Origin of the sequence: Microbacterium esteraromaticum (genome assembly GCF_014084045.1) — a bacterium.
Classification (GTDB): Bacteria; Actinomycetota; Actinomycetes; order Actinomycetales; family Microbacteriaceae; genus Microbacterium; species Microbacterium esteraromaticum_D.
Window position 1 is genome coordinate 1,885,419 of the sequence record NZ_CP043732.1, and the last position, 21,005, is coordinate 1,906,423.

General features: G+C 70.0%; 22 protein-coding genes. 15 read left to right on the forward strand and 7 right to left on the reverse strand.

Annotated elements, in window-relative coordinates:
* The first annotated feature begins 35 nt into the window (after positions 1-35).
* Positions 36-659 carry a TetR/AcrR family transcriptional regulator gene (locus FVO59_RS08950; protein WP_220465656.1) on the forward strand — a complete coding sequence of 208 codons (624 nt, stop codon included), beginning with the start codon at positions 36-38 and terminating at the stop codon, positions 657-659.
* Positions 660-767: 108 nt separating this feature from the next.
* Here the strand turns inward: FVO59_RS08950 and FVO59_RS08955 are convergent, their stop codons facing one another.
* Together FVO59_RS08955 and FVO59_RS08960 are read right to left on the reverse strand one after the other, a co-directional pair.
* Complete coding sequence (locus FVO59_RS08955; RefSeq protein WP_182252320.1) at positions 768-1,745, reverse strand: o-succinylbenzoate synthase; 978 nt, start codon at positions 1,743-1,745, stop codon at positions 768-770.
* A 130-nt stretch (positions 1,746-1,875) separates the two neighbouring features.
* Positions 1,876-2,895 carry a GNAT family N-acetyltransferase gene (locus FVO59_RS08960; protein WP_182252321.1) on the reverse strand — a complete coding sequence of 340 codons (1,020 nt, stop codon included), beginning with the start codon at positions 2,893-2,895 and terminating at the stop codon, positions 1,876-1,878.
* 78 nt (positions 2,896-2,973) lie between these two features.
* Here FVO59_RS08960 and FVO59_RS08965 point away from each other — a divergent pair, with 78 nt between their 5' ends.
* Both FVO59_RS08965 and FVO59_RS08970 read left to right on the forward strand, forming a co-directional pair.
* On the forward strand, positions 2,974-3,309 hold the full coding sequence (locus FVO59_RS08965; protein ID WP_182252322.1) for a PadR family transcriptional regulator: 336 nt from the start codon (positions 2,974-2,976) through the stop codon (positions 3,307-3,309).
* Position 3,310: 1 nt separating this feature from the next.
* Entirely contained in the window at positions 3,311-4,264 is a 954-nt protein-coding gene (locus tag FVO59_RS08970; protein ID WP_182252323.1) for a permease prefix domain 1-containing protein, read from the forward strand.
* Positions 4,265-4,356: 92 nt separating this feature from the next.
* Here FVO59_RS08970 and FVO59_RS08975 read toward each other — a convergent pair whose 3' ends face one another.
* Positions 4,357-5,049: a peptidylprolyl isomerase gene (locus FVO59_RS08975; protein WP_182252324.1), complete on the reverse strand. Its 693-nt coding sequence runs from the start codon at positions 5,047-5,049 to the stop codon at positions 4,357-4,359.
* A gap of 44 nt (positions 5,050-5,093) precedes the next feature.
* Here FVO59_RS08975 and FVO59_RS08980 point away from each other — a divergent pair, with 44 nt between their 5' ends.
* From FVO59_RS08980 to FVO59_RS09020, 9 genes are all read left to right on the forward strand, one after another.
* Complete coding sequence (locus tag FVO59_RS08980; RefSeq protein ID WP_182252325.1) at positions 5,094-6,005, forward strand: 1,4-dihydroxy-2-naphthoyl-CoA synthase; 912 nt, start codon at positions 5,094-5,096, stop codon at positions 6,003-6,005.
* Between the two features lie 13 nt (positions 6,006-6,018).
* Positions 6,019-7,140, forward strand: a complete 1,122-nt coding sequence (locus FVO59_RS08985; protein WP_182252326.1) for an AMP-binding protein — start codon at positions 6,019-6,021, stop codon at positions 7,138-7,140.
* Between the two features lie 21 nt (positions 7,141-7,161).
* Positions 7,162-7,953 (forward strand): class I SAM-dependent methyltransferase, encoded by a 792-nt coding sequence (locus tag FVO59_RS08990; RefSeq protein WP_182252327.1) that lies wholly within the window; start codon positions 7,162-7,164, stop codon positions 7,951-7,953.
* A 60-nt stretch (positions 7,954-8,013) separates the two neighbouring features.
* On the forward strand, positions 8,014-9,231 hold the full coding sequence (locus FVO59_RS08995; protein WP_259363124.1) for a sensor histidine kinase: 1,218 nt from the start codon (positions 8,014-8,016) through the stop codon (positions 9,229-9,231).
* A 27-nt stretch (positions 9,232-9,258) separates the two neighbouring features.
* Positions 9,259-9,894, forward strand: coding sequence for a response regulator (locus FVO59_RS09000; RefSeq protein WP_182252328.1), 636 nt, complete (start codon positions 9,259-9,261; stop codon positions 9,892-9,894).
* Between the two features lie 262 nt (positions 9,895-10,156).
* Positions 10,157-10,918 (forward strand): ABC transporter ATP-binding protein, encoded by a 762-nt coding sequence (locus tag FVO59_RS09005; protein WP_182252329.1) that lies wholly within the window; start codon positions 10,157-10,159, stop codon positions 10,916-10,918.
* On the forward strand, positions 10,915-12,384 hold the full coding sequence (locus FVO59_RS09010) for an FtsX-like permease family protein (protein ID WP_182252330.1): 1,470 nt from the start codon (positions 10,915-10,917) through the stop codon (positions 12,382-12,384). Before FVO59_RS09005 ends, FVO59_RS09010 begins: the two co-directional genes overlap by 4 nt.
* A gap of 85 nt (positions 12,385-12,469) precedes the next feature.
* Positions 12,470-13,150 carry a 2-phosphosulfolactate phosphatase gene (locus FVO59_RS09015; protein WP_182252331.1) on the forward strand — a complete coding sequence of 227 codons (681 nt, stop codon included), beginning with the start codon at positions 12,470-12,472 and terminating at the stop codon, positions 13,148-13,150.
* A gap of 131 nt (positions 13,151-13,281) precedes the next feature.
* Complete coding sequence (locus FVO59_RS09020; RefSeq protein WP_182252332.1) at positions 13,282-13,656, forward strand: DUF3054 domain-containing protein; 375 nt, start codon at positions 13,282-13,284, stop codon at positions 13,654-13,656.
* Positions 13,657-13,694: 38 nt separating this feature from the next.
* Here the strand turns inward: FVO59_RS09020 and FVO59_RS09025 are convergent, their stop codons facing one another.
* The 4 genes from FVO59_RS09025 to FVO59_RS09040 all read right to left on the reverse strand — a co-directional run bounded on the left by FVO59_RS09025 (position 13,695) and on the right by FVO59_RS09040 (position 17,136).
* A complete protein-coding gene (locus tag FVO59_RS09025; protein ID WP_182252333.1) occupies positions 13,695-14,183 on the reverse strand; it encodes a SprT-like domain-containing protein in 489 nt (162 codons plus the stop codon).
* Between the two features lie 39 nt (positions 14,184-14,222).
* Positions 14,223-14,753, reverse strand: coding sequence for a hypothetical protein (locus FVO59_RS09030; RefSeq protein WP_182252334.1), 531 nt, complete (start codon positions 14,751-14,753; stop codon positions 14,223-14,225).
* A gap of 258 nt (positions 14,754-15,011) precedes the next feature.
* Positions 15,012-15,881: a spermidine synthase gene (locus FVO59_RS09035; protein WP_182252335.1), complete on the reverse strand. Its 870-nt coding sequence runs from the start codon at positions 15,879-15,881 to the stop codon at positions 15,012-15,014.
* 25 nt (positions 15,882-15,906) lie between these two features.
* The gene (locus FVO59_RS09040; protein ID WP_182252336.1) at positions 15,907-17,136 is read right to left on the reverse strand and encodes an LCP family protein; all 1,230 of its coding nucleotides are present in this window, start codon (positions 17,134-17,136) and stop codon (positions 15,907-15,909) included.
* A 162-nt stretch (positions 17,137-17,298) separates the two neighbouring features.
* On the opposite strand from FVO59_RS09040, the gene FVO59_RS09045 reads away from it, so the two are divergent.
* From FVO59_RS09045 to FVO59_RS09055, 3 genes are all read left to right on the forward strand, one after another.
* Complete coding sequence (locus FVO59_RS09045) at positions 17,299-18,975, forward strand: ABC transporter substrate-binding protein (protein ID WP_182252337.1); 1,677 nt, start codon at positions 17,299-17,301, stop codon at positions 18,973-18,975.
* 71 nt (positions 18,976-19,046) lie between these two features.
* The gene (locus FVO59_RS09050) at positions 19,047-20,051 is read left to right on the forward strand and encodes an ABC transporter permease (protein ID WP_182252338.1); all 1,005 of its coding nucleotides are present in this window, start codon (positions 19,047-19,049) and stop codon (positions 20,049-20,051) included.
* Complete coding sequence (locus FVO59_RS09055; protein ID WP_182252339.1) at positions 20,051-20,998, forward strand: ABC transporter permease; 948 nt, start codon at positions 20,051-20,053, stop codon at positions 20,996-20,998. Before FVO59_RS09050 ends, FVO59_RS09055 begins: the two co-directional genes overlap by 1 nt.
* The last annotated feature ends 7 nt before the right edge of the window (positions 20,999-21,005 follow it).

Sequence of the window (21,005 nt, forward strand, 5' to 3'; positions counted from 1 at the left end):
CCTGTGTGCCAGGTGTGAGATCAGGAGGTACGACCGTGACGACGATCGCGACGCGGAGCCGTGAGAATACGCGAGCGCGGCTGCTCGACGCGGCGGCTCAGGTTTTCGCCGAGGTGGGCCTGGAGGGCGCCACCGTCGAGGCCGTGTGCGACCGCGCCGGTTTCACCCGAGGAGCGTTCTACTCGAACTTCGCGTCGAAGGACGAGCTGTTCCTGACCTTGGCGTCCTCGGTGGGCGAGGCGCGGGTGAACGCCGTCCGTGAGCGGATTCAGCAGATGACCGAGTCGGGTGCGCTTGCGCTCGACGACCCGGCGGAGCTGGTGCAGCAGGTGATGGATTCCGCGGGCGATGATCGGCTCGGGGTCATGCTCATGAGCGAGATCCGCATCCGCGCCCTGCGCGACGCGGAGTTCGGCGCCGCGTACCTGGCCGGAGAACGCGAGATGGTGGCGGGTATCGCACGTATCATCACCGACATCGTCGACGGCGAATGCCTGGTGCTTCGCGCCGACGCCGAAGAGACCGCGCGACTTCTGATGATCGTCTGGGAGGGAATGACCGTGCGCGGAGCCATGGCCGGCGCAGACGACGAGCAGCTCCGGAAGGCAGGCAGCGCCGAACTCGGCCGACTGGTGTCGCTTCTGCTCGAAAAGCCGTGAAAGGCGGGGCCGGGACGACCGCCCATGCACCGCCTTTCCACGCGCATCGTGACCGAGTCGTTCGGTGCCGAGAGCACCATAGACCTCACAGGCCTTCTGACGATCGCTTCAGAGCGCAGTGATCAGGGAATGACAGCGGCGCAGACGCTCCAGCCACCATTCCCGGCGCTCGGCGGGTGCCTCGAGGCGCGCCAGCGCGGTGGCATCCGGAACGACCCGCGCAGCCGACACGGATCCGCCCTCAGGTCGTGCGTCGGCGACATCGTCGGCGAACAGCGATGCGGTCCCGAGCCCGCAGTCGTACTCGAGGGAGGGCAGGGATGCCGCGAGAGCCGCTCCCTGCGACAGGCCGACCGCGGTGTCGAGGGCGCTCGAGACGACCGCGGGCAGGCCCGCCTGCGAGACGATGTCGAGCGCTCGCCGGATGCCGCCCAGCGGCTGCGCCTTGATGATCACCAGGTCCGCCGCGCCCGCGCGGGCGACGGCCAGGGGATCCTCGGCCTTGCGCACGCTCTCGTCGGCGGCGATCGGGATGCCCATGTGCTTCACCCTGCGACGCAGATCGGCGAGGTCCGCCACGGTCGCGCACGGCTGCTCGACGTACTCGAGATCGAACTCCGCCAGCGCGTGGACGGCGTGCTCGGCCTCGTCGACGTTCCATCCGGCGTTCGCGTCCACGCGGATGCGCCCCTCAGGGCCCATCTGCTCGCGCACGGCGCGCACACGAGCGATGTCGTCGGCGAGCACCTGTCCGCGCTCGGCGACCTTGACCTTGGCGGTGCGGCATCCGTCGAAGCGGGCGAGCACCTCCGGCACGCGGGCGGCCTCGACGGCCGGCACCGTTGCGTTGACGGGGATCCGGGCCCGCAGCTGCGCGGGCTGCTCGGCGAACGCGAAGTCGATCGAGGCCGCCAGCCAGGTCGCGGCCTCGGCATCTGCGTACTCGACGAAAGGCGAGAACTCGGCCCACCCCTGCGGGCCTTCGAAGAGCAGCGCCTCGCGCACGTCGACGCCGCGGAAGCGGGTGCTCATCGGCAGCGCCACCACCCTGGCGGTCGCGAGAAGGTCGGCGAGGGTCGGGATCATGCGTCCATCATGCCCGTGGTGCTCTTCCGCCCCGCGCGCCGACACCCCCAGTTCGTGCCGACACCCCTAGGTGTGGACGCCCGTAGCTGGGGGTCTCGGCGACAAGTAGGGGTCTCGGCGAGCGTTCTGGTCAGCCGAGCCGTTTCTGCAGTTCTCCGAGGCGGCCCGTCGCCTCGAAGCCGAGGCGGGTGTTGACCGCCAGCATGTGCGCGTTCGACTCGGCGTTGTAGGTGTAGATGCGTGGCGTCTCGGGGGAGTGGTGCTGCAGCATCCGCAGGTTCTCGAGCTTGACGCGCAGGCCGAGCCTGTGGCCGCGGTCCTCGCGCTGTACCAGGGTCCCCCACTGGTAGGCGTTGCCGTCGTCTCCCGAGACCACGATCTGCGTGTAGGCGGCGATTCGGCCGTCGGATGCCAGGGCCACCGTCCCGTACGAGGTGCGTCCCTGTGCCGCCTGCACGGCCTCGTCGGCGCGGTAGTCGTCGACGTCTGCGGAGGCGGCCTCGATGTCGAGCTCGCCGGTGGGCGCCTCGGTGTCGAGCGTGGCGTCGAGCGCGGCCCACTCGGCGATGTGCTCGTCGGGCACGGGGCCGACCCAGCTGCGGATGGCGTACCCGGTTGCGGGCGTTTCGGCGAGCAGCTCGGCGATGACGGCGTCGTCGACGGGGAGCTCGAGGCGGTTCTGCAGGTCGCCGAGAGCGAGTGCGTAGCCGTGGTGGCGCGCGAACTCGATCCCCGGTTCGCCCGAGCCGTCCTCTGGTGCGGCTGCAGACCATGCGGTCTCTGCGCGAAGGGTCGTGCGACCGGCCGCGGCCGCCTCGGCCTCGATGTGCGCGAGCAGCGCCGAGCCGACGCCGTGGCGTCGGTGTGCGAACGGCACGGTCACTCCGACCGCGGCGGTGTGCACGTTGTCCTTCAGCGGCAGTGCCATCGACCCGCCGCCCACCACCGAGCCTTCGCGGAGGGCCACGTACGTGCGGCGTTCGGTCGTCGCCGAGCGCTGCTGCATCTCGGCCCGGCTCTCCTCGAGCGTCCAGATGAGGGCGTTCTCTCCCATGTCGGCGCGTTTCGCCTCTGCGTACGTCTGCCACCACAGATTGTGCTCGACGGTGTCGAACGGGTCGACGCGGCGGATCTCGATCTCAGAGGTCATCGCCCCAGACTAGGCGCGACCGGATGCACGACAATGTGTTGTTGACAATGGTGTGTGACGCACAATATAGTGACTGACATGAACGAATCCGAGTTCGACGGCCATCTGCAGGAGCTACGGCGAGGCACCATCGTCCTCGCCAGCCTCCAGCTGCTCCGCACCCCCGGATACGGGTACGGGCTGCTCGAGCAGCTGGCATCCGCAGGCTTTCCCAGTGACGCCAACACGCTCTACCCCCTGCTGCGCCGACTCGAGAAGCAGGGCTATCTCGACAGCGAGTGGAACACCGACGAGGCACGGCCCCGCAAGTTCTATCGCACCTCCGAGGCGGGCATCCGCCTCGCAACCACACTGACCCAGGAGGTCGCCGCCATCGCCGCCGCGACCGCCGCGCTCCGCGAAGGGGAGAACTGACATGACCGCCACACTGACCGACCGCTACATCACCGCCACTGTGCGCAGCCTCCCCGTCGAGCTGCAGACCGAGGTGCGCGACGAGCTGCGCGCATCGATCGGCGATGCGGTCGACGCGCGCACCGAGAACGGGGAGCCGCTCGAGCACGCCGAGCGCGCCGTGCTCACCGAGCTCGGAGACCCGGGAATCCTGGCCGCGAGCTATGCCGATCGGCCGCTGCACCTGATCGGACCCACGTTCTACCTGACATGGTGGCGCCTGCTGAAGCTCCTGCTCGCCATCGTGCCGGCGTGCGCGTTCGGCGGAGTCGCGATAGCCCAGGCTCTGACCGGCGCGGGTGTCGGAGAGATCATCGGCGAGGCGATCGCCGTCGCGCTGTCGGTGGTCGTGCACGTGTCGTTCTGGACGACCCTGGTCTTCTTCGTGCTCGAGCGCACCGGCGCCGACACCGGGGTCAGGTGGAACGTCGACCAGCTGCCCGAGGAGTCCCACGCCGGCACCGGGCGCGCCGACCTCATCGCCTCGCTGGTGATGCTCGCCCTGTTCGCCGGGCTCCTGCTGTGGGATCAACTGCGCGGCTGGGTGCCGTCGGACGGCGCTCCGCTGTCGATCCTCAACCCCGAGCTGTGGCCCTGGGGCATCGGAGCGCTGATCGTGTTGCTGGTCGCCGAGGCCGACCTGGCACTCGCCGTCTTCGCCCGCGGACGCTGGACGATGCGCCTCGCCTGGATCAACGCAGGCATCGCGGTCTGCGTGATGAGCCTGGGCCTGACCGCGCTCGGGCGCGGTGTGCTCTACAACCCGCGGTTCGTCGACGAGGTGTTCGTGTCCAACGGCGTCGACAGCGACGCGGTGATCGTGCTTGCGGTGCTCAGCGGCATCGCGATCGTGGGAGTCACCGTCGGCGACATGGTCGACGGCTGGCGCAAGGCCGCGCGGGCACGGACCGCTTGAGCGCCGACACCCCCATTTACTGCCGACACCCCTACCTGCAGACGCCTGCAGGTAGGGGTGTCGGCGCGAACTGGGGGTCTCGGCGAATTGGATCAGCCCTGGGTCACGCTCTCGATGTCGACCGGGGTCTTGGGCGCGCCGTCGGTGCCGCCGCTCTCGGTGCCGGCGGCAGCGACCTCGGCCACGGTCGCCGTCGACGCCTCGTCGAGGTGTCCGAAGACGGTGTACTTCGGCGGCAGCTGGCTGTCGGCGTAGACGACGAAGAACTGCGAGCCGTTGGTGTCCGGCCCCGCGTTCGCCATAGCGAGCGTGCCGGCCTCGTAGGTCTCGGACCCGTCGAGCTCGTCGGCGAACGAGTAGCCGGGGCCGCCGGATCCCGTGGCGCTCGGGTCGCCGCACTGCAGCACGAAGATGCCGTCCGTGGTGAGGCGGTGGCAGGTGGTGCCGTCGAAGTAGCCCTGCTCCGCGAGCGAGAGGAAGCTGTTCACCGTGCACGGCGTCTTCGCCGCGTCGAGGGTGACGGCCAGGTCGCCGACGCTCGTGGCGATGGTGGCCGTGGCCTCGGCCGTCTCCGCAGACTCGGACGCGGGCGCGTCGGCCGGCTTCGCCGCCGGGCGGTCGTCGGCCGGGTACGAGCAGGTTCCGGATGCCTCGGTCGCCGTCGACGACGGCGCCGATGAGCCGGGCTCGGTGGCATCCGGGCTCGAGGCGCAGCCCGTCAGGGCGAGCGCGGCAGCGGCGGTGAGAACGAGCGCGGAACGGCGGAGGCGAGGTGAGAGAAGCACGCCACGATCGTACGCGAGTGCGGTCGCGGAATAGGCTGAGAGCCGTGACCGCCGATTTCGTCTCCGACATCTTCGACCCGTCCGAGTGGCAGACGGCGCCCGGCGCCGAGGCTTACACCGACATCACCGCGCACGTGTCCCGCGACGGGGGCGTCGCCCGGATCGCGTTCGACCGGCCCGAGGTGCGCAACGCCTTCCGCCCGCACACCGTCGACGAGCTCTACCGTGCCCTCGACATCGCCAGGCAGGACCCGCGTATCGGTGCGGTGCTGCTCACGGGCAACGGACCGAGCCCGAAGGACGGCGGATGGGCGTTCTGCTCGGGCGGCGACCAGCGCATCCGCGGCCGCGACGGCTACAAGTACAGCGACGACGAGGCGACCGTGCACGACACGGCGCGGGCCGGTCGCCTGCACATCCTCGAGGTGCAGCGGCTCATCCGATTCATGCCCAAGGTCGTCATCGCCGTCGTCCCCGGGTGGGCTGCGGGCGGCGGGCATTCCCTGCACGTCGTGTGCGACCTCACGATCGCCAGCGCCGAGCATGGCCGCTTCAAGCAGACGGATGCCGATGTGGGCAGCTTCGACGCCGGCTACGGCTCGGCGTACATGGCGCGCCAGACCGGGCAGAAGATCGCCCGCGAGGTGTTCTTCCTCGCCGAGGAGTACTCGGCGCAGCGCGCGTACGAGATGGGCGCGGTGAACCGGGTGGTGCCCCATGCCGAGCTCGAGCGCGAGGCGCTGGCGATGGCGCGCACCGTGCTGACGAAGTCGCCGACCGCGATCCGCATGCTGAAGTTCGCCTTCAACGCCGTCGACGACGGCATGGTCGGCCAGCAGGTGTTCGCAGGCGAGGCCACGCGACTCGCCTACGGAACCGACGAGGCGGTCGAGGGGCGCGACTCGTTCCTGCAGAAGCGCGATCCAGACTGGTCGCCCTTCCCCTACCACTTCTGATCGCGTGGACGGGGTGACGCTGCACGCGATCGACGGCGCAGACGCCGCCGCTGTTCGGGATGCCCTGCCCGCAGCGCTCGATGGCATCCGCCCGCTCGCACTCGGCTTCGATCCCGCGCCCGGCGACCTCGTGCCGGCGGGCACCGGGGTCGTGATCGCGACGTCGGGGTCGAGCGGGGTGCCGAAGCGGGTCGTGCTCAGCGCCGCCGCTCTGCGATCGAGCGCAGAGGCGACCGCCGCGCGGATCGGCTCAGGACAGTGGATGCTCGCGCTGCCCGCCGCATACATCGCCGGCGTGCAGGTGCTCGGGCGCTCGCTGCTGGCGGACGTGGATCCGGTGCTGCTGGAGGGCAGGTTCACGGCCGAGTCGTTCGTGGTGGCCACCCGTGCGCTGCGAGACGACGTCGACCGGTTCACCTCGCTGGTGCCCGCTCAGCTCGCGACGCTCCTCGATGCGGCGCAGTCGCGTGCGGATGTGCGCGACGCCCTGACCTCATACCGGGCGATCCTCGTCGGCGGCCAGGCACTGCCCCCGTCGCTGCACGAGCGCGCGGGCGACCTGGGCGCGCGGATCGTGCGCACCTACGGTTCGAGCGAGACCGCCGGCGGGTGCGTCTACGACGGCCTGCCCCTCGACGGCGTGCACCTGGCTGAGGTCGACGGCGAGGTGCGCATCAGCGGCCCGATGCTCGCCGACGGCTATCTCGGCGACCCGGTGCTCACGGCCGGCGTCTTCTCGACCGAGGGCGGCGGCGTCCGCTGGTACCGCACCGGCGACGCGGGCAGCGTCGCCCCCGATGGGCGTCTCACGATCACCGGCCGCATCGACAACGTCATCGTCTCGGGCGGTATCAACGTGTCGCTCGACCGGGTCGAGCGGGCGGTGCGCAGCATCCCGGGTCTCGAGCACGCCGTGGTGGTCGGCGTCGCCGATGAGCGCTGGGGTCAGGCATCCGTCATCTTCGCCGACGTGGCCAGTGCAGACGCGGCGCGACTGCTCGAGGCCGGCCGCGCACATGTAGAGGAGGAGATCGGACGGCACGCCCGGCCGGCTCGACTCGAGGCGGGGGCGATCCCGATGCTGGCATCGGGAAAGCCCGACCGCGAGGCCCTGCGGCGTTCTGCGCAGGGCTGACGGTGATGCAAGACTGACAGCATGGCCGTCTACACCCACGGGCACCACGACTCGGTGCTGCGCTCGCACAACGTCCGATCGATCGCGAACTCCGCGGCGTATCTGGAGCCCCACCTCGCGGCCGATGCCCACCTTCTCGACGTGGGCGCGGGCCCGGGCACGATCACAGCGGACTTCGCGGGGCGGGTCGCGAGTGTCACCGCCGTCGAGATCTCAGAAGACGCGCTGAACCTCTCGCGCACGCTCGCCGCCGAGCGCGGCATCGACAACATCGACTTCGCGGTCGAAGACGTGCATGCGCTGAGCTTCGCCGACGCCGCGTTCGACATCGTGCACGCGCACCAGGTGCTGCAGCACGTCGGCGATCCGGTGCAGGCCCTGCGCGAGATGCGCCGCGTCACGAAGCCCGGCGGCATCGTCGCCGCCCGAGACGCCGACTACGCGGGGTTCATCTGGTTCCCGCTGCTGCCCGAGCTCGACGAGTGGCTGCGGCTCTACCGGGAAGCCGCCCGGCTCAACGGGGGAGAGCCCGATGCCGGGCGCCGCCTGCTGCAGTGGGCGCGAGCGGCGGGATTCACCGACATCACGGCGACCGCATCGACGTGGTGCTACGCCACCCCCGCAGAGCGCGAGTGGTGGGGCGGGATGTGGGCAGACCGCATCCTGCAGTCCGCGCTCGCCGCGCAGCTCGAGCGCGAGGGGCTCGCCACCCGCGCCCAGCTGCAGCAGATCAGCGATGCGTGGCGCAGCTGGGCATCCGACGGCGACGGCTGGTACCTCGTGCCGCACGGCGAGATCCTCTGTCGAGCCTGAGCGCCGGGATACATCTCGAGACGGACGCGGGGTGCGCACGCACTCCCGTAGCGTGAACGTGTGATTCGCCGCATTCCCACGCCCTGGCTCGTGCTCGACATCGTCGGGGCGGTCTTCGGCGCGCTGATCACGATTCCGCTGTCGCTGACCTTCAGCGCGGAGCAGCTCAGCTTCTGGCTGCCCGAGATGTCGGCGACGCTCATGCTCGTCGTCACGTCCCTGCTGATCTGGGGTGCCGCGGCGATCAGCCGGCTGTCACCGCCGATCGCCCTCATCCTCGCCTGGGCGGGCGCCCTCCTGCAGATGGGGGCCGGCCTTCCGCCGCTGCCGACGGACATCGCGATCTTCGGGGTGCTGTTCGCCACCTCCGCGTGGGGCACGCAGCGCATGCTCTGGCTCGGCGGCGCCTCTGCCGTCGGCGGCGGCATACTCGGCGGACTGTACATCGGGCTGCTGCAGTACGACGTCGCCGCGGTCGCCGCCCCCGCTCCGCTCGAGGTGCGCCTGCTGCTGCTCAGCGTCACGATGGGGCTCACGATCGTGCTGTCGCTGGCCATGGCGTGGGGTGCCGGCCTGCTGTGGCGCCTGGTTCGGCAGAGCCGGGCGAACCGCGAGGCCCAGCTGCGTGCCGAGACCGTCGCCGCAGAGGAGCAGGAGCGGGTTCGCATCGCCCGCGACATGCACGACGTCGTGGCGCACTCCCTCGCCGTCGTGATCGCGCAGTCCGACGGCGCTCGTTACGCCGCCGCGGCGAAGCCCGAGCTCGCGCAGGAGGCACTGGTCACGATCGCGCAGACCGCCCGCTCCGCGTTGTCCGACGTGCGGATGCTGCTGACGCAGCTCCGCCACCGTCAGGGCGACGGCCCGCAGCCGACGCTCGCCGATCTCGAGGCCCTGTTCGCGCAGGTGCGCCAGGCGGGTGTCGAGCCGCGGGTGACCGTCGACCCGATGCCTCAGGGCGAGCCCCCGGGAGCCATCCAGCTCGCCGTGTACCGCATCCTGCAGGAGGCGCTCACCAATGCCATCCGTCATGGCGAGGGCGACGTCGACGTTCGGCTGTCGTGGTGGGCGGATCGCGTCGAGATCGCGGTGCGCAACCGCATCCCCCCGCCGTCCGCGCCGTCCGCGCCTGGTACGACGCCGACCGTGCCAGGAGGGCACGGGGTCATCGGAATGCGGGAACGTGCGCAGCTCGTCGGAGGAGTGCTCACGGTGCAACATGAGCCGAGCTGGTTCACCGTCCGCGCTACGCTTCCGATCGGCCCCTCGGCGAACTGAGCGGCCGAAGACGACCAGGAGGTCAGGATGATCAGGGTCGTGCTCGTCGACGACCAGGCGCTTTTCCGTGCGGGTGTGCGGATGCTCGTCTCGTCGCAGCCCGACATGGACGTCGTCGGCGAGGCCGGCGACGGCAGGGAGGCCCTCGAGGTCATCGCCCGCACCCGCCCCGATGTGGTGCTGATGGACATCCGGATGCCCGTGATGGACGGCCTGACGGCCACCGCCGAGGTGCTCGCGCAGCCTGATCCGCCGCGGGTCGTGATGCTCACCACCTTCGACCTCGACGAGGCGGCAGCGCGGGCGATCCAGCAGGGCGCCAGCGGATTCCTGCTCAAGGACGCCGACCCCGAGTTCCTCCTGGCCGCCATCCGCACGGTGGAATCCGGCTCGAGCGTCATCGCGGCATCCGCCACCCGCGAGCTCTTCGCGCACTTCACGGCCGAGACCAAGCCCGTGCCGGCCGAGTACGCCGACCTCACCGATCGCGAGCGCGAGATCTTCGCGCTCGCCGCACGCGGGCTGTCGAACTCCGAGATCGCGGCACGCGAGTTCCTCAGCGAGGCGACGGTCAAGACGCACATCAGCCGCATCCTCACCAAGCTGCGCCTGCGCGATCGCGTGCAGCTGGTCGTCTTCGCCTTCGAGCACGGCCTGGCCTGAGGCAGCCCCGGCATCCGCCATCCGGCGTCCGGCGTCGCAGCCCCGGCATCCGGCATCCGGCGTCCGGCCGCAGCCAACACAGATGTCGGCGCGATTCACGGATGTCGGCGCGATTCGGCGCATCGCGCCGACATCCGTGATCCCCGCCGACATCCGTACCCGACCTCAGTCGGGAGGTGCGAGCGCGATCATCCTCCGGATGTACGCGAATGCATCCCCTGGCCGATGCGACCGCCCGGATGCCGGAAATAGCGTCGAAGGCATGGAGATCACGACCTCGGACCTCGGCCTCGCCGCACGCGTCCAGCACCTCACCAAGACCTACGGGGCCGGCGCCGCCGGTGTCCGCGCCCTCGACGACGTCAGCGTCGGAATCCGCCGTGGCCAGTTCACCGCCATCATGGGCCCGTCCGGCTCGGGCAAGTCGACGCTCATGCACATCATGGCCGGCCTCGATGCCCCCACCGAGGGGCGCGCGTGGATCGGCGACACCGAGATCACCGGCCTCGGCGACCTCGAGATGACGGTGCTGCGCCGTCGTCGCGTCGGGTTCATCTTCCAGGCATTCAACCTCGTGCCGACCCTCGACGCACTGGCCAACATCCTGCTGCCGTTCGAGCTCGACGGGCGTCGCCCGACGGCGATCGAGCGCGCGCGCATCGACTCGCTCGTCGACCGCCTCGGCCTGGCATCCCGCCTTACCCATCGCCCGCACGAGCTCTCCGGCGGTCAGCAGCAGCGTGTCGCCATCGCCCGTGCGCTCGCCACGGCACCCGACCTCGTCTTCGCCGACGAGCCGACAGGCAACCTCGACTCCCGCAGCGGACGCGAGGTGCTCGAGCTGCTCGCGAGTGCGAGCCGCGATCACGGCCAGTCGATCGCGATGGTCACGCACGACGCGATCGCGGCGAGCCACGCTGACCGCGTGCTCTTCCTCGGAGACGGACGCATCACCGCAGACCACCCCAGGCAGAGCGCCGAGCAGATCGCCGCCCACATGCTCGCCGCCGAGGTCGCGGCATGAGCGCGCCGGCCGCCACGGTGCCGCGTCTCGAACTCAGCAGACCCCGCGTCGCCCGTCTCGGCTGGCTGCGCGAGCGGGGGATGGGCGCCAGCATCCTCGTCTCCGCCCTCGCCGCCGCGTTCGGCGTGATCCTCGTCGAGGTGACCGTCTACATCGGGGCGATGCTGCAGGCAGACCCTTTCATCGGCGACAGCGAGATGCTCGCCCTCGTCGTGATGATCCTCTCGGTGCTGCTGGTGGCGGTCGCGATGTATGTCGCGGCCATCGTCACCGCGAACACCTTCTCGACGATCATCGCGGGGCGCACCCGTCGCATCGCGCTGCTGCGCCTGATCGGCGCGTCCGCGCGGTCGCAGCGCGCCGAGGTGACCGGTCAGGGCTTCGTGGTCGGACTGATCGGGGCGGGAATCGGCCTGGTCGCGGGCATCGGCTTCTCGGCTGTCGGGATGCTGATCGGCGACTCCCTGCTCGAGCGGACTCCAGAGGAGTTCACCCTCGTTCAGCCCGGCGTGGTCTTCCCCGTCGTCGGCGTCGCGCTGACGACGTGGCTCGCCGCGTGGATCGGCTCGCGACGAGTGCTCACGGTCACCCCGCTGCAGGCTCTGGGCGGATCGGTCGAGCGCACCCACGACGATGAGGCCGGCCGGCGAGGCAAGCACGTCGGCGCCCTCGTGCTGATCGTGATCGGCATCGCACTGCTCGTCGCCGGCGTCATGCTCGGGCTGATCAGCCCGCTCGGCGTGGTCGTCGCCTTCTTCGGCGGGCTGTTCTCGTTCACGGGACTCGCCACCGCGTCGCCGCTGTTCATGCCACCGGTGCTGCGTCTGGTCGGCCGCCTCTTCGGCGACGGCGCGACCGCTCGGCTGGCGGCAGAGAACGCACTGCGGCACCCCGAGCGTTCGAGCCGTATGGCGATCGGCGTCGTGATGGGCGTCGCGCTGGTGACCATGTTCGCCGTCGCGATGGAATCGGCGAAGGCCCTGATGATGCGGCAGAGCGAGGGCGAGTTCGTCGACGACTTCTTCGCCCCGATGGATGCATTCGCGAGCATCATGATGGTGCTCGTGGCCGTCTCGGCGGTCATCGCCGCTGTCGGGCTGGTCAACCTGCTCACCATCGGCGTGGTGCAGCGACGCCGAGAGCTCGGCCTGCTGCGGGCGATCGGATTGACCTCGTCGCAGGTGCGCCGGATGGTGCTGCTCGAGGCCGTTCACATCACCGTCGCGGCGACGCTGACCGGACTCGTGCTCGGCATCGCGTACGGCTGGATCGCCGCGCAGTCGCTGCTCGGATCGGTGCCGGTGCTGCCCGACTTCGAGCCGGCCGGACTCGTGTACCCCGCGGTGCCGTGGATCCCCGTCGCCATCATCGTCGCCGCCACGGCCGCGCTGACGGTGGTCGCCGCGGTCACACCCACTCGCCTGGCGACGCGGGTGGCGCCGGTCGAGGCGCTCGCCGCCGACTGACCATCGCGATCCGCTCGGGCTCCGCACGGCGCGTCGTGCGGGGCCCTGCGTCGTCTGAAGGCGTCGCCCGCAATATGCTGGGCGAATGCGCTCGCCGTTCGACCAGTCCTCGTACCAGGTTCGCTTGGATTGGGGGACGGAGGGCCTCGCGCGGCTCGCCCCCGCCGACATCGTCATCGCGGTCGACGTGCTCCGCTTCTCATCCACCCTCGCCGATGCCGTCGCCGCGGGGCAGCGGGTCCCGCTCGAGGCTGCGGTGCTGTGGTCGGCGAACGGCGCGGCCGTCGCCGCCGCGGCCTCTGCTCCCCGCTCTCCGGATGCCCCTCGCTCGACCGTCCTGGTCGGAGGCATCCGCAACGCCGCCGCCGTCGCACGCGCGGTCATGACGCTGCAGGAGCGCCAGGGCGCTCGGGCGTCGGTGTCGATCGTCGCCGCCGGCGAGCTCGCATCCACGGGTGAGCTGCGATTCGCGGTCGAGGATCAGCTCGGCGCCGGGGCGATCGTCGCAGCGCTGTGCGATCTCGGCATCGATCACTCCTCGCCGGAGGCGGCGGCCGCCGCCGAGGCGTTCCGCGCGCTGCGACCGGGCCTCAGGCACATGCTCATCGGCAGCGGCTCGGGTCGGGAGCTGGTCGAGGGCGTGGCATCCACCGCCCGCATGGAGGCCGCGGGCGTGCGCCCGGCGACCACGGCCGAGGCGGCGGAGCTGGATGCCGTCGACGCCGTGCCCGAACTGCGACTGGGCATCTTCGAGCGGTTCGTCTGACTCTCCTCCGTCGGGAATCTCGGACCGTTCGGTGCGAGCGCGGTGTGTCGGGGGACGCCGCGCCGTGGGCATCCGGCATCGTCTGGTGTTTCCGACCGGGCAGAGCACGAGCGGCGTCGTAGGGTCGGAGCATGAGGTACCTGCCAGCGGTCGTCGTCGATGCCGTCTTCGTGCTCGTGTTCGCGGTGATCGGCCGCGCCTCGCATGAGGAGGATCCGCTCGGCTTCCTGATGACGGCCTGGCCCTTCCTCGTCGCGCTCCTCGTCGGGCACGCGCTCGCCGCGCTGGTGCCCGCCCGTCCGCGGCGTCCCTGGTCGCTGGGATGGGGAGTGGTCGTCTGGATCGTGACGGTCGGCGGCGGGATGCTGCTGCGCATCGCCTCCGGTGACACCGCCGAGACGCCGTTCATCATCGTGGCCTCGCTCGTGCTGGCTGCGATGCTGCTCGGCTGGCGGCTGATCGCCCTGCTCGTCCGGCGCTATCGCGCCCCGCGCGTCGCCGACTGACGGCCTCGCGGTCGCGTGGAGGCCGCGACCGGAAGGGCTCAGCGGGGGAGCTGCGCAGCGAGCCGGTCGGCCGCGGTGATCTCGCGGCGGTGCCACTCGAACAGGAAGCGGCGGTCGAAGCGCCGCGAGCATTTGGCGCACGAGGTCTCGCGGGCGGGGCGACGGTGCCTGTAGGCGACGTGCCCCGACGGGCACCGGCCGATCCACGGTGCGAGCTCGGTCGCAGTCTCGCCGTGGTGCGTGGTGCCGCCGACGTACCCGAGCGAGCGGGCGATGCGCTTCCACGCCGGACCGTGGCCCGCGGCGTGCCCGGCCATCGCGTGAGCCACCTCGTGCAGCAGAGTCTGGTGGATCTCGTCGTCGTCGAAACGCGCGGCGAGGTAGCGCGACACCGAGATGCGCCGGCGCTGATAGTCGCAGAGACCTGCACGCCGCTTGGCGTTGTCGAAGTCGAACGACCACGACTCGTCGAGGTGCATGCGGATCAGCGCTTCACCCCAGACGCGGACGCGATTCAGATCGGCCATGTGATCAGAGTAGGACCACGGGCCGACATCGGCGTCGGCTCAGACGAGCACCTCGGCAACCGCGTCGCTGCGACGCTCGGCGGCCTCGATGGCGCGCAGCGCCTTCTCGAGGTCGGAGTCGTCGGCGCCCGCCGCGCGACGCAGGAAGAGCGAGCGCTTGAAGCTCTCGCGCGCCTGCTCGAAATCGCGGGCCTCGTACGCGTTCTTGCCGTGATGCTGGTGGGCGAAGGCGGCTATTCCGGCCCAGCCCTGGCCCTCGGCCTCGTTCGCGCAGGTCGCGAGCTCCTGGGCTGCGGCGGCGTGCGACCCGCGGTTCTGCAGCACGGTCGCGTGCAGCACGCGGGCACGCAGCAGGTCTTTGCGGGTGCCGGCCATGCGCGCCTGGCGCACCGTCTCGTCGGCGAGATCCAGCGCCTCATCGAGTCGGTCGAGCACCTTCAGAAGCCACACGCGCTCGAGCAGAACGGGCAGGCTGCGCTGATTCTCGATCTCGGCGAGACGCGTCATGCACTCGCGCGGATCCACCAGCTCACGAAGGGTCTCGGGGTCGTAACCCTGGATCAAATTCACGACTGCTGACTCCTCTCCGCGACCGTCGTCCCAGTCTGCCTCCCCGACCTGGGATCCGTCCGAGGCACGCCCTGCGACTCGGCATCCGACTCGCATACAGAGGGGAAACGCCGGTGCGGTGCTGTCGTCACCGGCGTTTCCCGTCCGGTTGCGTCGCCTGCAGAGGGGAAACGCCGGTGCGGTGCTGTCGTCACCAGCGTTTCCCATCCGCGACAGGGCAGCGCAGCCGCCCCGCGGACGCGCGCTGCGAAGAAGGGCTCAGCGCAGGAAGATGCTCGCGTCGGGACGAGGGGATGCCACGGCATCCGCATCGGTGACGATCGCCGCGCCCTTCGCGAAGTCGGCGACCTCGGCGTCCTGAGCGATCTTCGCCGGGTGCGGGCCCGCGGCCAGCAGCCTCGGCAGCCACTCCGTCGGCAGGGCGGTGCGGGATGCCGCGAGCACGAGGTTGCCGAACCGGCGGCCCTTCAGCACCTGCGTGTCGGCGAGCAGCGCGACCTCCTCGAACACGCTCATGGCCGTCGCGACCTGCCGCCGTGCGAAGGCCAGGCCGGGCCCGTCGGCGATGTTCACCAGCAGCACGCCCGTCGGTGCGAGCAGGTCGGAGATCTCGCGGTAGAACTCGATGCTCGTCAGATGCGCGGGCGTCTGCGCGCCGGAGAAGACGTCCGACACGATCAGGTCGCAGTGCCCGGTCAGGGCCGGAGGGAGCCGCCTGAGCCCATCGCGGGCATCCCCGATCCGGATGCGGATCGCAGCCGACCGCGGCAGCGGCAGGTGCTCGCGCACGAGCGTCACCAGGGGCCCCTCCAACTCGATCACCTGCTGCCGCGACCCCGGTCGCGTGGCGGCGATGTAACGGGGGATGGTGAGAGCGCCGGCGCCGAGGTGCACGACGCTGAGCGGGGCGGATGCCGAGGCGCCCAGCTGATCGATCACCGCGCCCATCCGCACGATGTACTCGAAGTGCAGGTGAGTCGGGTCATCGAGGTCGACATGCGACTGCGGCGTGCCGTCGACGATCAGCTCGAACCCGCTCGCGAACTCGCTGGGCGCCACCTCTGCGATGCCGCCGTGATCGAGCCGCGCCTGCGGGTTGGAGGTGTCCCGCGCGCGTGCTCGTCCCATTCCTCGAGGGTACTGCCCGGCGGCGTCAGCGCCGCTTGCCGCCAGAGCAGGTCTCCTGGTTCAGGTCGATGCCGCTGATCTGATCCGACAGCACCACGCCCTCCGTCGGTGACGCGGACGGGCTGGGAGCCGCGGAGGGAGACTCCGAAGGAGGCTCTGCCTCGCCCTCGGCGACCACACCGCCGTGGTTGCTCGGTCTGCCGGTGATCTGCATGGACTCGCCGGTGCGGATCGCCTCCCACATCGGCTCGGCTGCGCTCTCGTTGGTCACCACGCGGTCGGCGTCCGCGGGGTCTTCGAGCGTCGGCAGCTGCAGGAACTTGAACTCGTCGAAGGGCACGTCCTTCAGTGCCAGGGCGAGCTGGGCGAGCCGTACGGGGTTCGCGAGCTCCTTGCTGGGCTCGACGTTGTCGGCGATGACGTTCGCCAGCCGCAGCACCTTGGGCACGTCGGTGAGCGTCTCGCTGCTGAGGATGGTCTTGGCAAGGCGAGACATGTACTGCTGCTGGTTCGAGATGCGCGCGAGGTCGCTGCCGTCGCCGATGCCCTTGCGCACCCGGATGAACTGCAGCGCCTCGTAGCCAGACACGGTGCGCGGTCCCGGATCCCAGTCGATGTCGGTGTGCCGGTCGCGGATGCCCGTGCCGCCGACGCAGATCTCGACGCCGCCGATGGCGTCGGTGATCTCCATCACACCGTCGAAGCTGAGCTTGGCGGCGAAGCCGATGTCGATGCCGCTCAGCTCGCTGACGGACTTCGCGACGCACGAGAGCCCGGCGCGCTCGAAGACGGTGTTGATCGCCGCCTTGGACGATCGGGATGCCACGGAGCCGTCCTCGCGGGTGCATTCGGGCACCTCGATCATGAGGTCGCGCGGCAGCGACACGACGCTCACCTTGCGCGGCTCGGGCGAGACGTGCACGAGCAGGTTCACATCGTTGCGGATGCCGTCCTCTCCGACGCAGCGCGCCCCGAGCTTCTGCTTCGACACCGCGCCGCATTCGTCGGTGCCGACGAGCAGGATCGCGAACTCCCCGGGATAGGCGCCGAGCGACGGGGGCGCGACCTCGGGCGCGTCCTCCAGATCGACCGCGCCGTCGCTCACCCTCAGGGCGAGATCCGCAGCGATGAAGCCCCCGATCCCGAGCGCCGACACGGTCACCACGGCGATGCCGATCCCCAGCATCCGCAGGGCCGATCCCCATGCCGAGGGCGAGCGGTGCGGGGCATGCCGAGCGACGGTGCTGCGCTTCATGGCATCCGACCCTACAGCGGCCCGCAGGGCGCGACCTGATACCGGATCGCAACACGCGAAAGTTTGGAGTTCCGCATGGCGGCTGAGTAGCGTCAAGGCATCATGTGCGGATGCGATGAAGCATCCGGCCCATGCGATGAAGCATTCACAGAGAGGCACACCATGCTCCACAGCACCCGCAGGCGAGGCATCGCCCTCGCCGCCGGCACCGCCGTCGCAGCGATGCTGCTGACCGGCTGCGTCGCCAGCCAGCGCGACGACGACAAGGGCTCCGAGTCGTCCGGCGACGTCGACAGCACCTTCGTCTTCGCCGCGTCGTCCGACCCGCAGGGCCTCGACCCGGCGCTCGCGCAGGACGGCGAGACGTTCCGCGTCTCGCGCCAGATCTTCGAGGGTCTCGTCGGCACCAAGCCAGGCACCGCAGACCCGGCGCCGCTGCTCGCCGAGTCGTGGGAGTCGGCAGAGGACGGCCTCAGCCACACCTTCACACTGCAGACCGGTGTGAAGTTCCACGACGGCACCCCGTTCAACGCCGACGCCGTCTGCTTCAACTTCGAGCGCTGGTTCAACTGGGAGGGCCTGCTGGCCTCCGAGGCGCTCGGCTACTACTACAACAAGCTGTTCCACGGCTATAAGGCCAACGCGGCCGACGCCGTGTACAAGTCGTGCACGCCCGACGGCGAAGACAAGGTGACCATCGAGCTGAACAAGCCGTTCGCCGGCTTCGTGGCGTCGCTCTCGCTGCCCGCGTTCAGCATGCAGAGCCCCTCTGCGCTCGAGGAGTTCAAGGCAGACGAGGTCGGCGGCACCGCCGAGGCTCCCGTCCTGTCCGAGTACGCCAAGGGCCACCCGGTCGGCACCGGTCCGTTCCAGTTCGACGCCTGGGCTCCGGGTGAGGACGTCACCCTGACCGCCTACGACGACTACTGGGGTGAGAAGGGCCAGATCGAGGAGATCGTCTTCCGCGTCATCGGCGACCCGACCGCACGCCGTCAGGCGCTCGAGGCCGGCGACATCGACGGCTACGACCTTGTCGGACCAGCCGACACCAAGGCGCTCGCCGACAAGGGCTTCAACATGGTCTCGCGCCCGCCGTTCACCGTGCTGTACCTCGCCTTCAACCAGGCGATCCCCGAGCTGCAGGACATCAAGGTCCGCCAGGCGCTCTCGTACGCCGTCGACAAGGACGCGCTGATCAAGCAGGTCCTGCCCGAGGGCACCGAGAAGGCGACGCAGTTCGTGCCGCCGGTGGTAAACGGCTACAACAAGGACGTCACGACCTACGACTACGACCCCGCCAAGGCGAAGTCGCTGCTCGAGGAGGCCGGTTACACGGCTGACAAGCCGCTGACCCTGACCTTCAACTACCCGGTCAACGTCTCGCGCCCGTACATGCCGGACCCCGAGCAGATCTTCACCGTGCTGGCGAAGCAGCTGGAAGAGGTCGGCGTGAAGGTCAACCCGCAGACCGACGCCTGGAGCCCTGACTACCTCGAGAAGATCACCTCGGGCTCCGACCACGGCATCCACCTGCTGGGCTGGACCGGCGACTACAACGACACCGACAACTTCGTCGGCGTGTTCTTCGGCACGAAGAGCGCGGAGTGGGGCTTCGACAACCCCGAGCTGTTCCAGGCGCTCACCGAGGCCCGCGGCATCTCGAACATCGAGGAGCAGACCGCCGCCTACGAGAAGATCAACGAGGAAGTCGCCACCTTCATCCCCGGTGTTCCGCTCGCCCACCCGGCTCCCACGCTCGCGTTCGACGAGCGCGTGAAGAGCTACCCGGCGAGCCCGGTGAACGACGAGGTCTTCAGCGAGATCGTCCTCACCAAGTAAGGCACCGCTGCGCCCTTCGTCTCGTCGCCTCGTGCAGCGGGACGAAGGGCGCAGCCCTGACGGAGAACTTCGTGCTTCGAACAATAGGCAAGCGGCTGCTGCTGCTCATCCCCACGCTCTTCGGCCTCAGCATCCTGCTGTTCGCCTGGGTCCGCGCACTCCCGGGCGGTCCGGCGGTCGCCCTCCTCGGCGAGAAGGCCACGCCTGAGGCCATCGAGCAGGTCAACCAGCTGTACGGATTCGACCGCCCGCTGATCGAGCAGTACGTGACCTGGATCGGACGCCTGCTGCAGGGCGACTTCGGCTCCTCGATCGTCACGTCCCGCCCCGTCGTCGAGGAGTTCTTCCGCCGGTTCCCGGCGACGATCGAGCTCAGCGTCGCGGCCCTCATCATCGCGGTGGGCGTCGGCATCCCGCTCGGTTACTGGGCGGCACGCCGCCACGGCAAGTGGACCGACCACTCCGCGGTGATCTTCAGCCTCGTCGGCATCACCATCCCGGTGTTCTTCCTGGCCTTCATCCTGAAGTACATCTTCGCGGTGCAGCTGGGCTGGCTGCCCTCGGACGGCCGGCAGAGCCCGCGCATCGACGCGACGCACGTCACCGGCTTCTACGTCTGGGACGGCATCATCACCGGCGAGTTCGATGCGGCGTGGGATGCCGTGCTGCACCTGGTGCTGCCGGCCCTCGCACTCGGGACCATCCCGCTCGCGATCATCGTGCGCATCACCAGGGCGAGCGTCCTCGAGGTGCAGAACGCCGACTACGTGCGCACCGGAAAGGCGAAGGGCGTGGCATCGTCCACCCTCCGCAACCGGTTCATCCTGCGCAACGCGATGCTGCCCGTGATCACCACCATCGGTCTGCAGACCGGCCTGCTGATCTCGGGCGCGGTGCTCACCGAGACCGTCTTCGCGTATCCGGGAGTCGGCTCGTTCCTCGCGCAGTCGATCTTCTCGCGAGACTTCCCGGTGCTGCAGGGCTTCATCATCTTCATCGCGATCGCGTACGCGCTGATCAACCTGGCCGTCGACGTGTCGTACAGCCTGATCGATCCGAGAGTGAGGGTTCAGTGATGAGCGCAGTGCTCCCACCCGCACAGGGCGGCGAGGTGCTCGACACCGTCGCCGTCGCACAGGCCGATCTGAAGTCCGGCGGCGGCTTCTGGCAGGACGTCTTCCGCCGCCTTCGGCGCAACCCCGCAGCGTGGGTCGGGGCCGTGATCGTCGTGCTCTTCCTGCTCGTCGCCGCATTGTCGCCGCTCCTGGCTCCCTACCCGGAGCGCGCGCTGCCGGGCACGGAGCACATCACCCCGACCACCATCCCCGGCATCGGAGAGATCGACGGGTTCCCCCTCGGGCTCGACCGCTTCGGCGGCGACGTGCTCTCGAAGCTGATCTGGGGAGCGCAGGCCTCCCTGCTCGTGGGCGTGGTCTCGACCGCGCTCGGCCTGGTCGGCGGAATGATCCTCGGTCTCATCGCCGGCACCTTCGGCGGGTGGGTCGACACCCTGATCATGCGCATCGTCGACATCATCCTGTCGGTGCCGAACCTGTTGCTGGCCGTGTCGATCGCCGCGATCCTCGGCCAGACGCCATCGGCGGTGATGATCGCCATCGGAGCCTCGCAGGTTCCGATCTTCGCGCGCCTGCTGCGCGCCTCGATGCTGCAGCAGCGCTCGGCGGAGTATGTGCTCTCGGCCCAGACGCTCGGCCTCGGACGCGGACGCATCACCATGTCGCATGTGCTGCCGAACGCCATCGGACCTGTCATCGTGCAGGGCACGCTGACCCTGGCCACCGCGGTGATCGACGCGGCGGCGCTGTCGTTCCTCGGTCTCGGCGGCGGTCGCCCCGAGACGGCGGAATGGGGTCGGATGCTGACCTATGCCCAGAACGAGCTGGCGATCGCTCCGCAGCTGGCGTTCCTGCCCGGCATCTGCATCGCGGTGACCGCGCTGGGCTTCACGCTGTTCGGCGAAGCGCTGCGCGAGGCGATGGACCCCAGGACCAGGGCGCGTTGAGGGACGA

Coding starts and splice junctions, on each gene's coding strand:
- FVO59_RS08955 (WP_182252320.1), bottom strand. CDS start 1,745: ATGATCCCGACCCTCGCCGACCTTCTCGCGACCGCCAGGGTGGTGGCG.
- FVO59_RS08960 (WP_182252321.1), bottom strand. CDS start 2,895: ATGACCTCTGAGATCGAGATCCGCCGCGTCGACCCGTTCGACACCGTC.
- FVO59_RS08965 (WP_182252322.1), top strand. CDS start 2,974: ATGAACGAATCCGAGTTCGACGGCCATCTGCAGGAGCTACGGCGAGGC.
- FVO59_RS08970 (WP_182252323.1), top strand. CDS start 3,311: ATGACCGCCACACTGACCGACCGCTACATCACCGCCACTGTGCGCAGC.
- FVO59_RS08990 (WP_182252327.1), top strand. CDS start 7,162: ATGGCCGTCTACACCCACGGGCACCACGACTCGGTGCTGCGCTCGCAC.
- FVO59_RS09000 (WP_182252328.1), top strand. CDS start 9,259: ATGATCAGGGTCGTGCTCGTCGACGACCAGGCGCTTTTCCGTGCGGGT.
- FVO59_RS09005 (WP_182252329.1), top strand. CDS start 10,157: ATGGAGATCACGACCTCGGACCTCGGCCTCGCCGCACGCGTCCAGCAC.
- FVO59_RS09010 (WP_182252330.1), top strand. CDS start 10,915: ATGAGCGCGCCGGCCGCCACGGTGCCGCGTCTCGAACTCAGCAGACCC.
- FVO59_RS09015 (WP_182252331.1), top strand. CDS start 12,470: ATGCGCTCGCCGTTCGACCAGTCCTCGTACCAGGTTCGCTTGGATTGG.
- FVO59_RS09020 (WP_182252332.1), top strand. CDS start 13,282: ATGAGGTACCTGCCAGCGGTCGTCGTCGATGCCGTCTTCGTGCTCGTG.
- FVO59_RS09025 (WP_182252333.1), bottom strand. CDS start 14,183: ATGGCCGATCTGAATCGCGTCCGCGTCTGGGGTGAAGCGCTGATCCGC.
- FVO59_RS09035 (WP_182252335.1), bottom strand. CDS start 15,881: ATGGGACGAGCACGCGCGCGGGACACCTCCAACCCGCAGGCGCGGCTC.
- FVO59_RS09040 (WP_182252336.1), bottom strand. CDS start 17,136: ATGAAGCGCAGCACCGTCGCTCGGCATGCCCCGCACCGCTCGCCCTCG.
- FVO59_RS09045 (WP_182252337.1), top strand. CDS start 17,299: ATGCTCCACAGCACCCGCAGGCGAGGCATCGCCCTCGCCGCCGGCACC.
- FVO59_RS09055 (WP_182252339.1), top strand. CDS start 20,051: ATGAGCGCAGTGCTCCCACCCGCACAGGGCGGCGAGGTGCTCGACACC.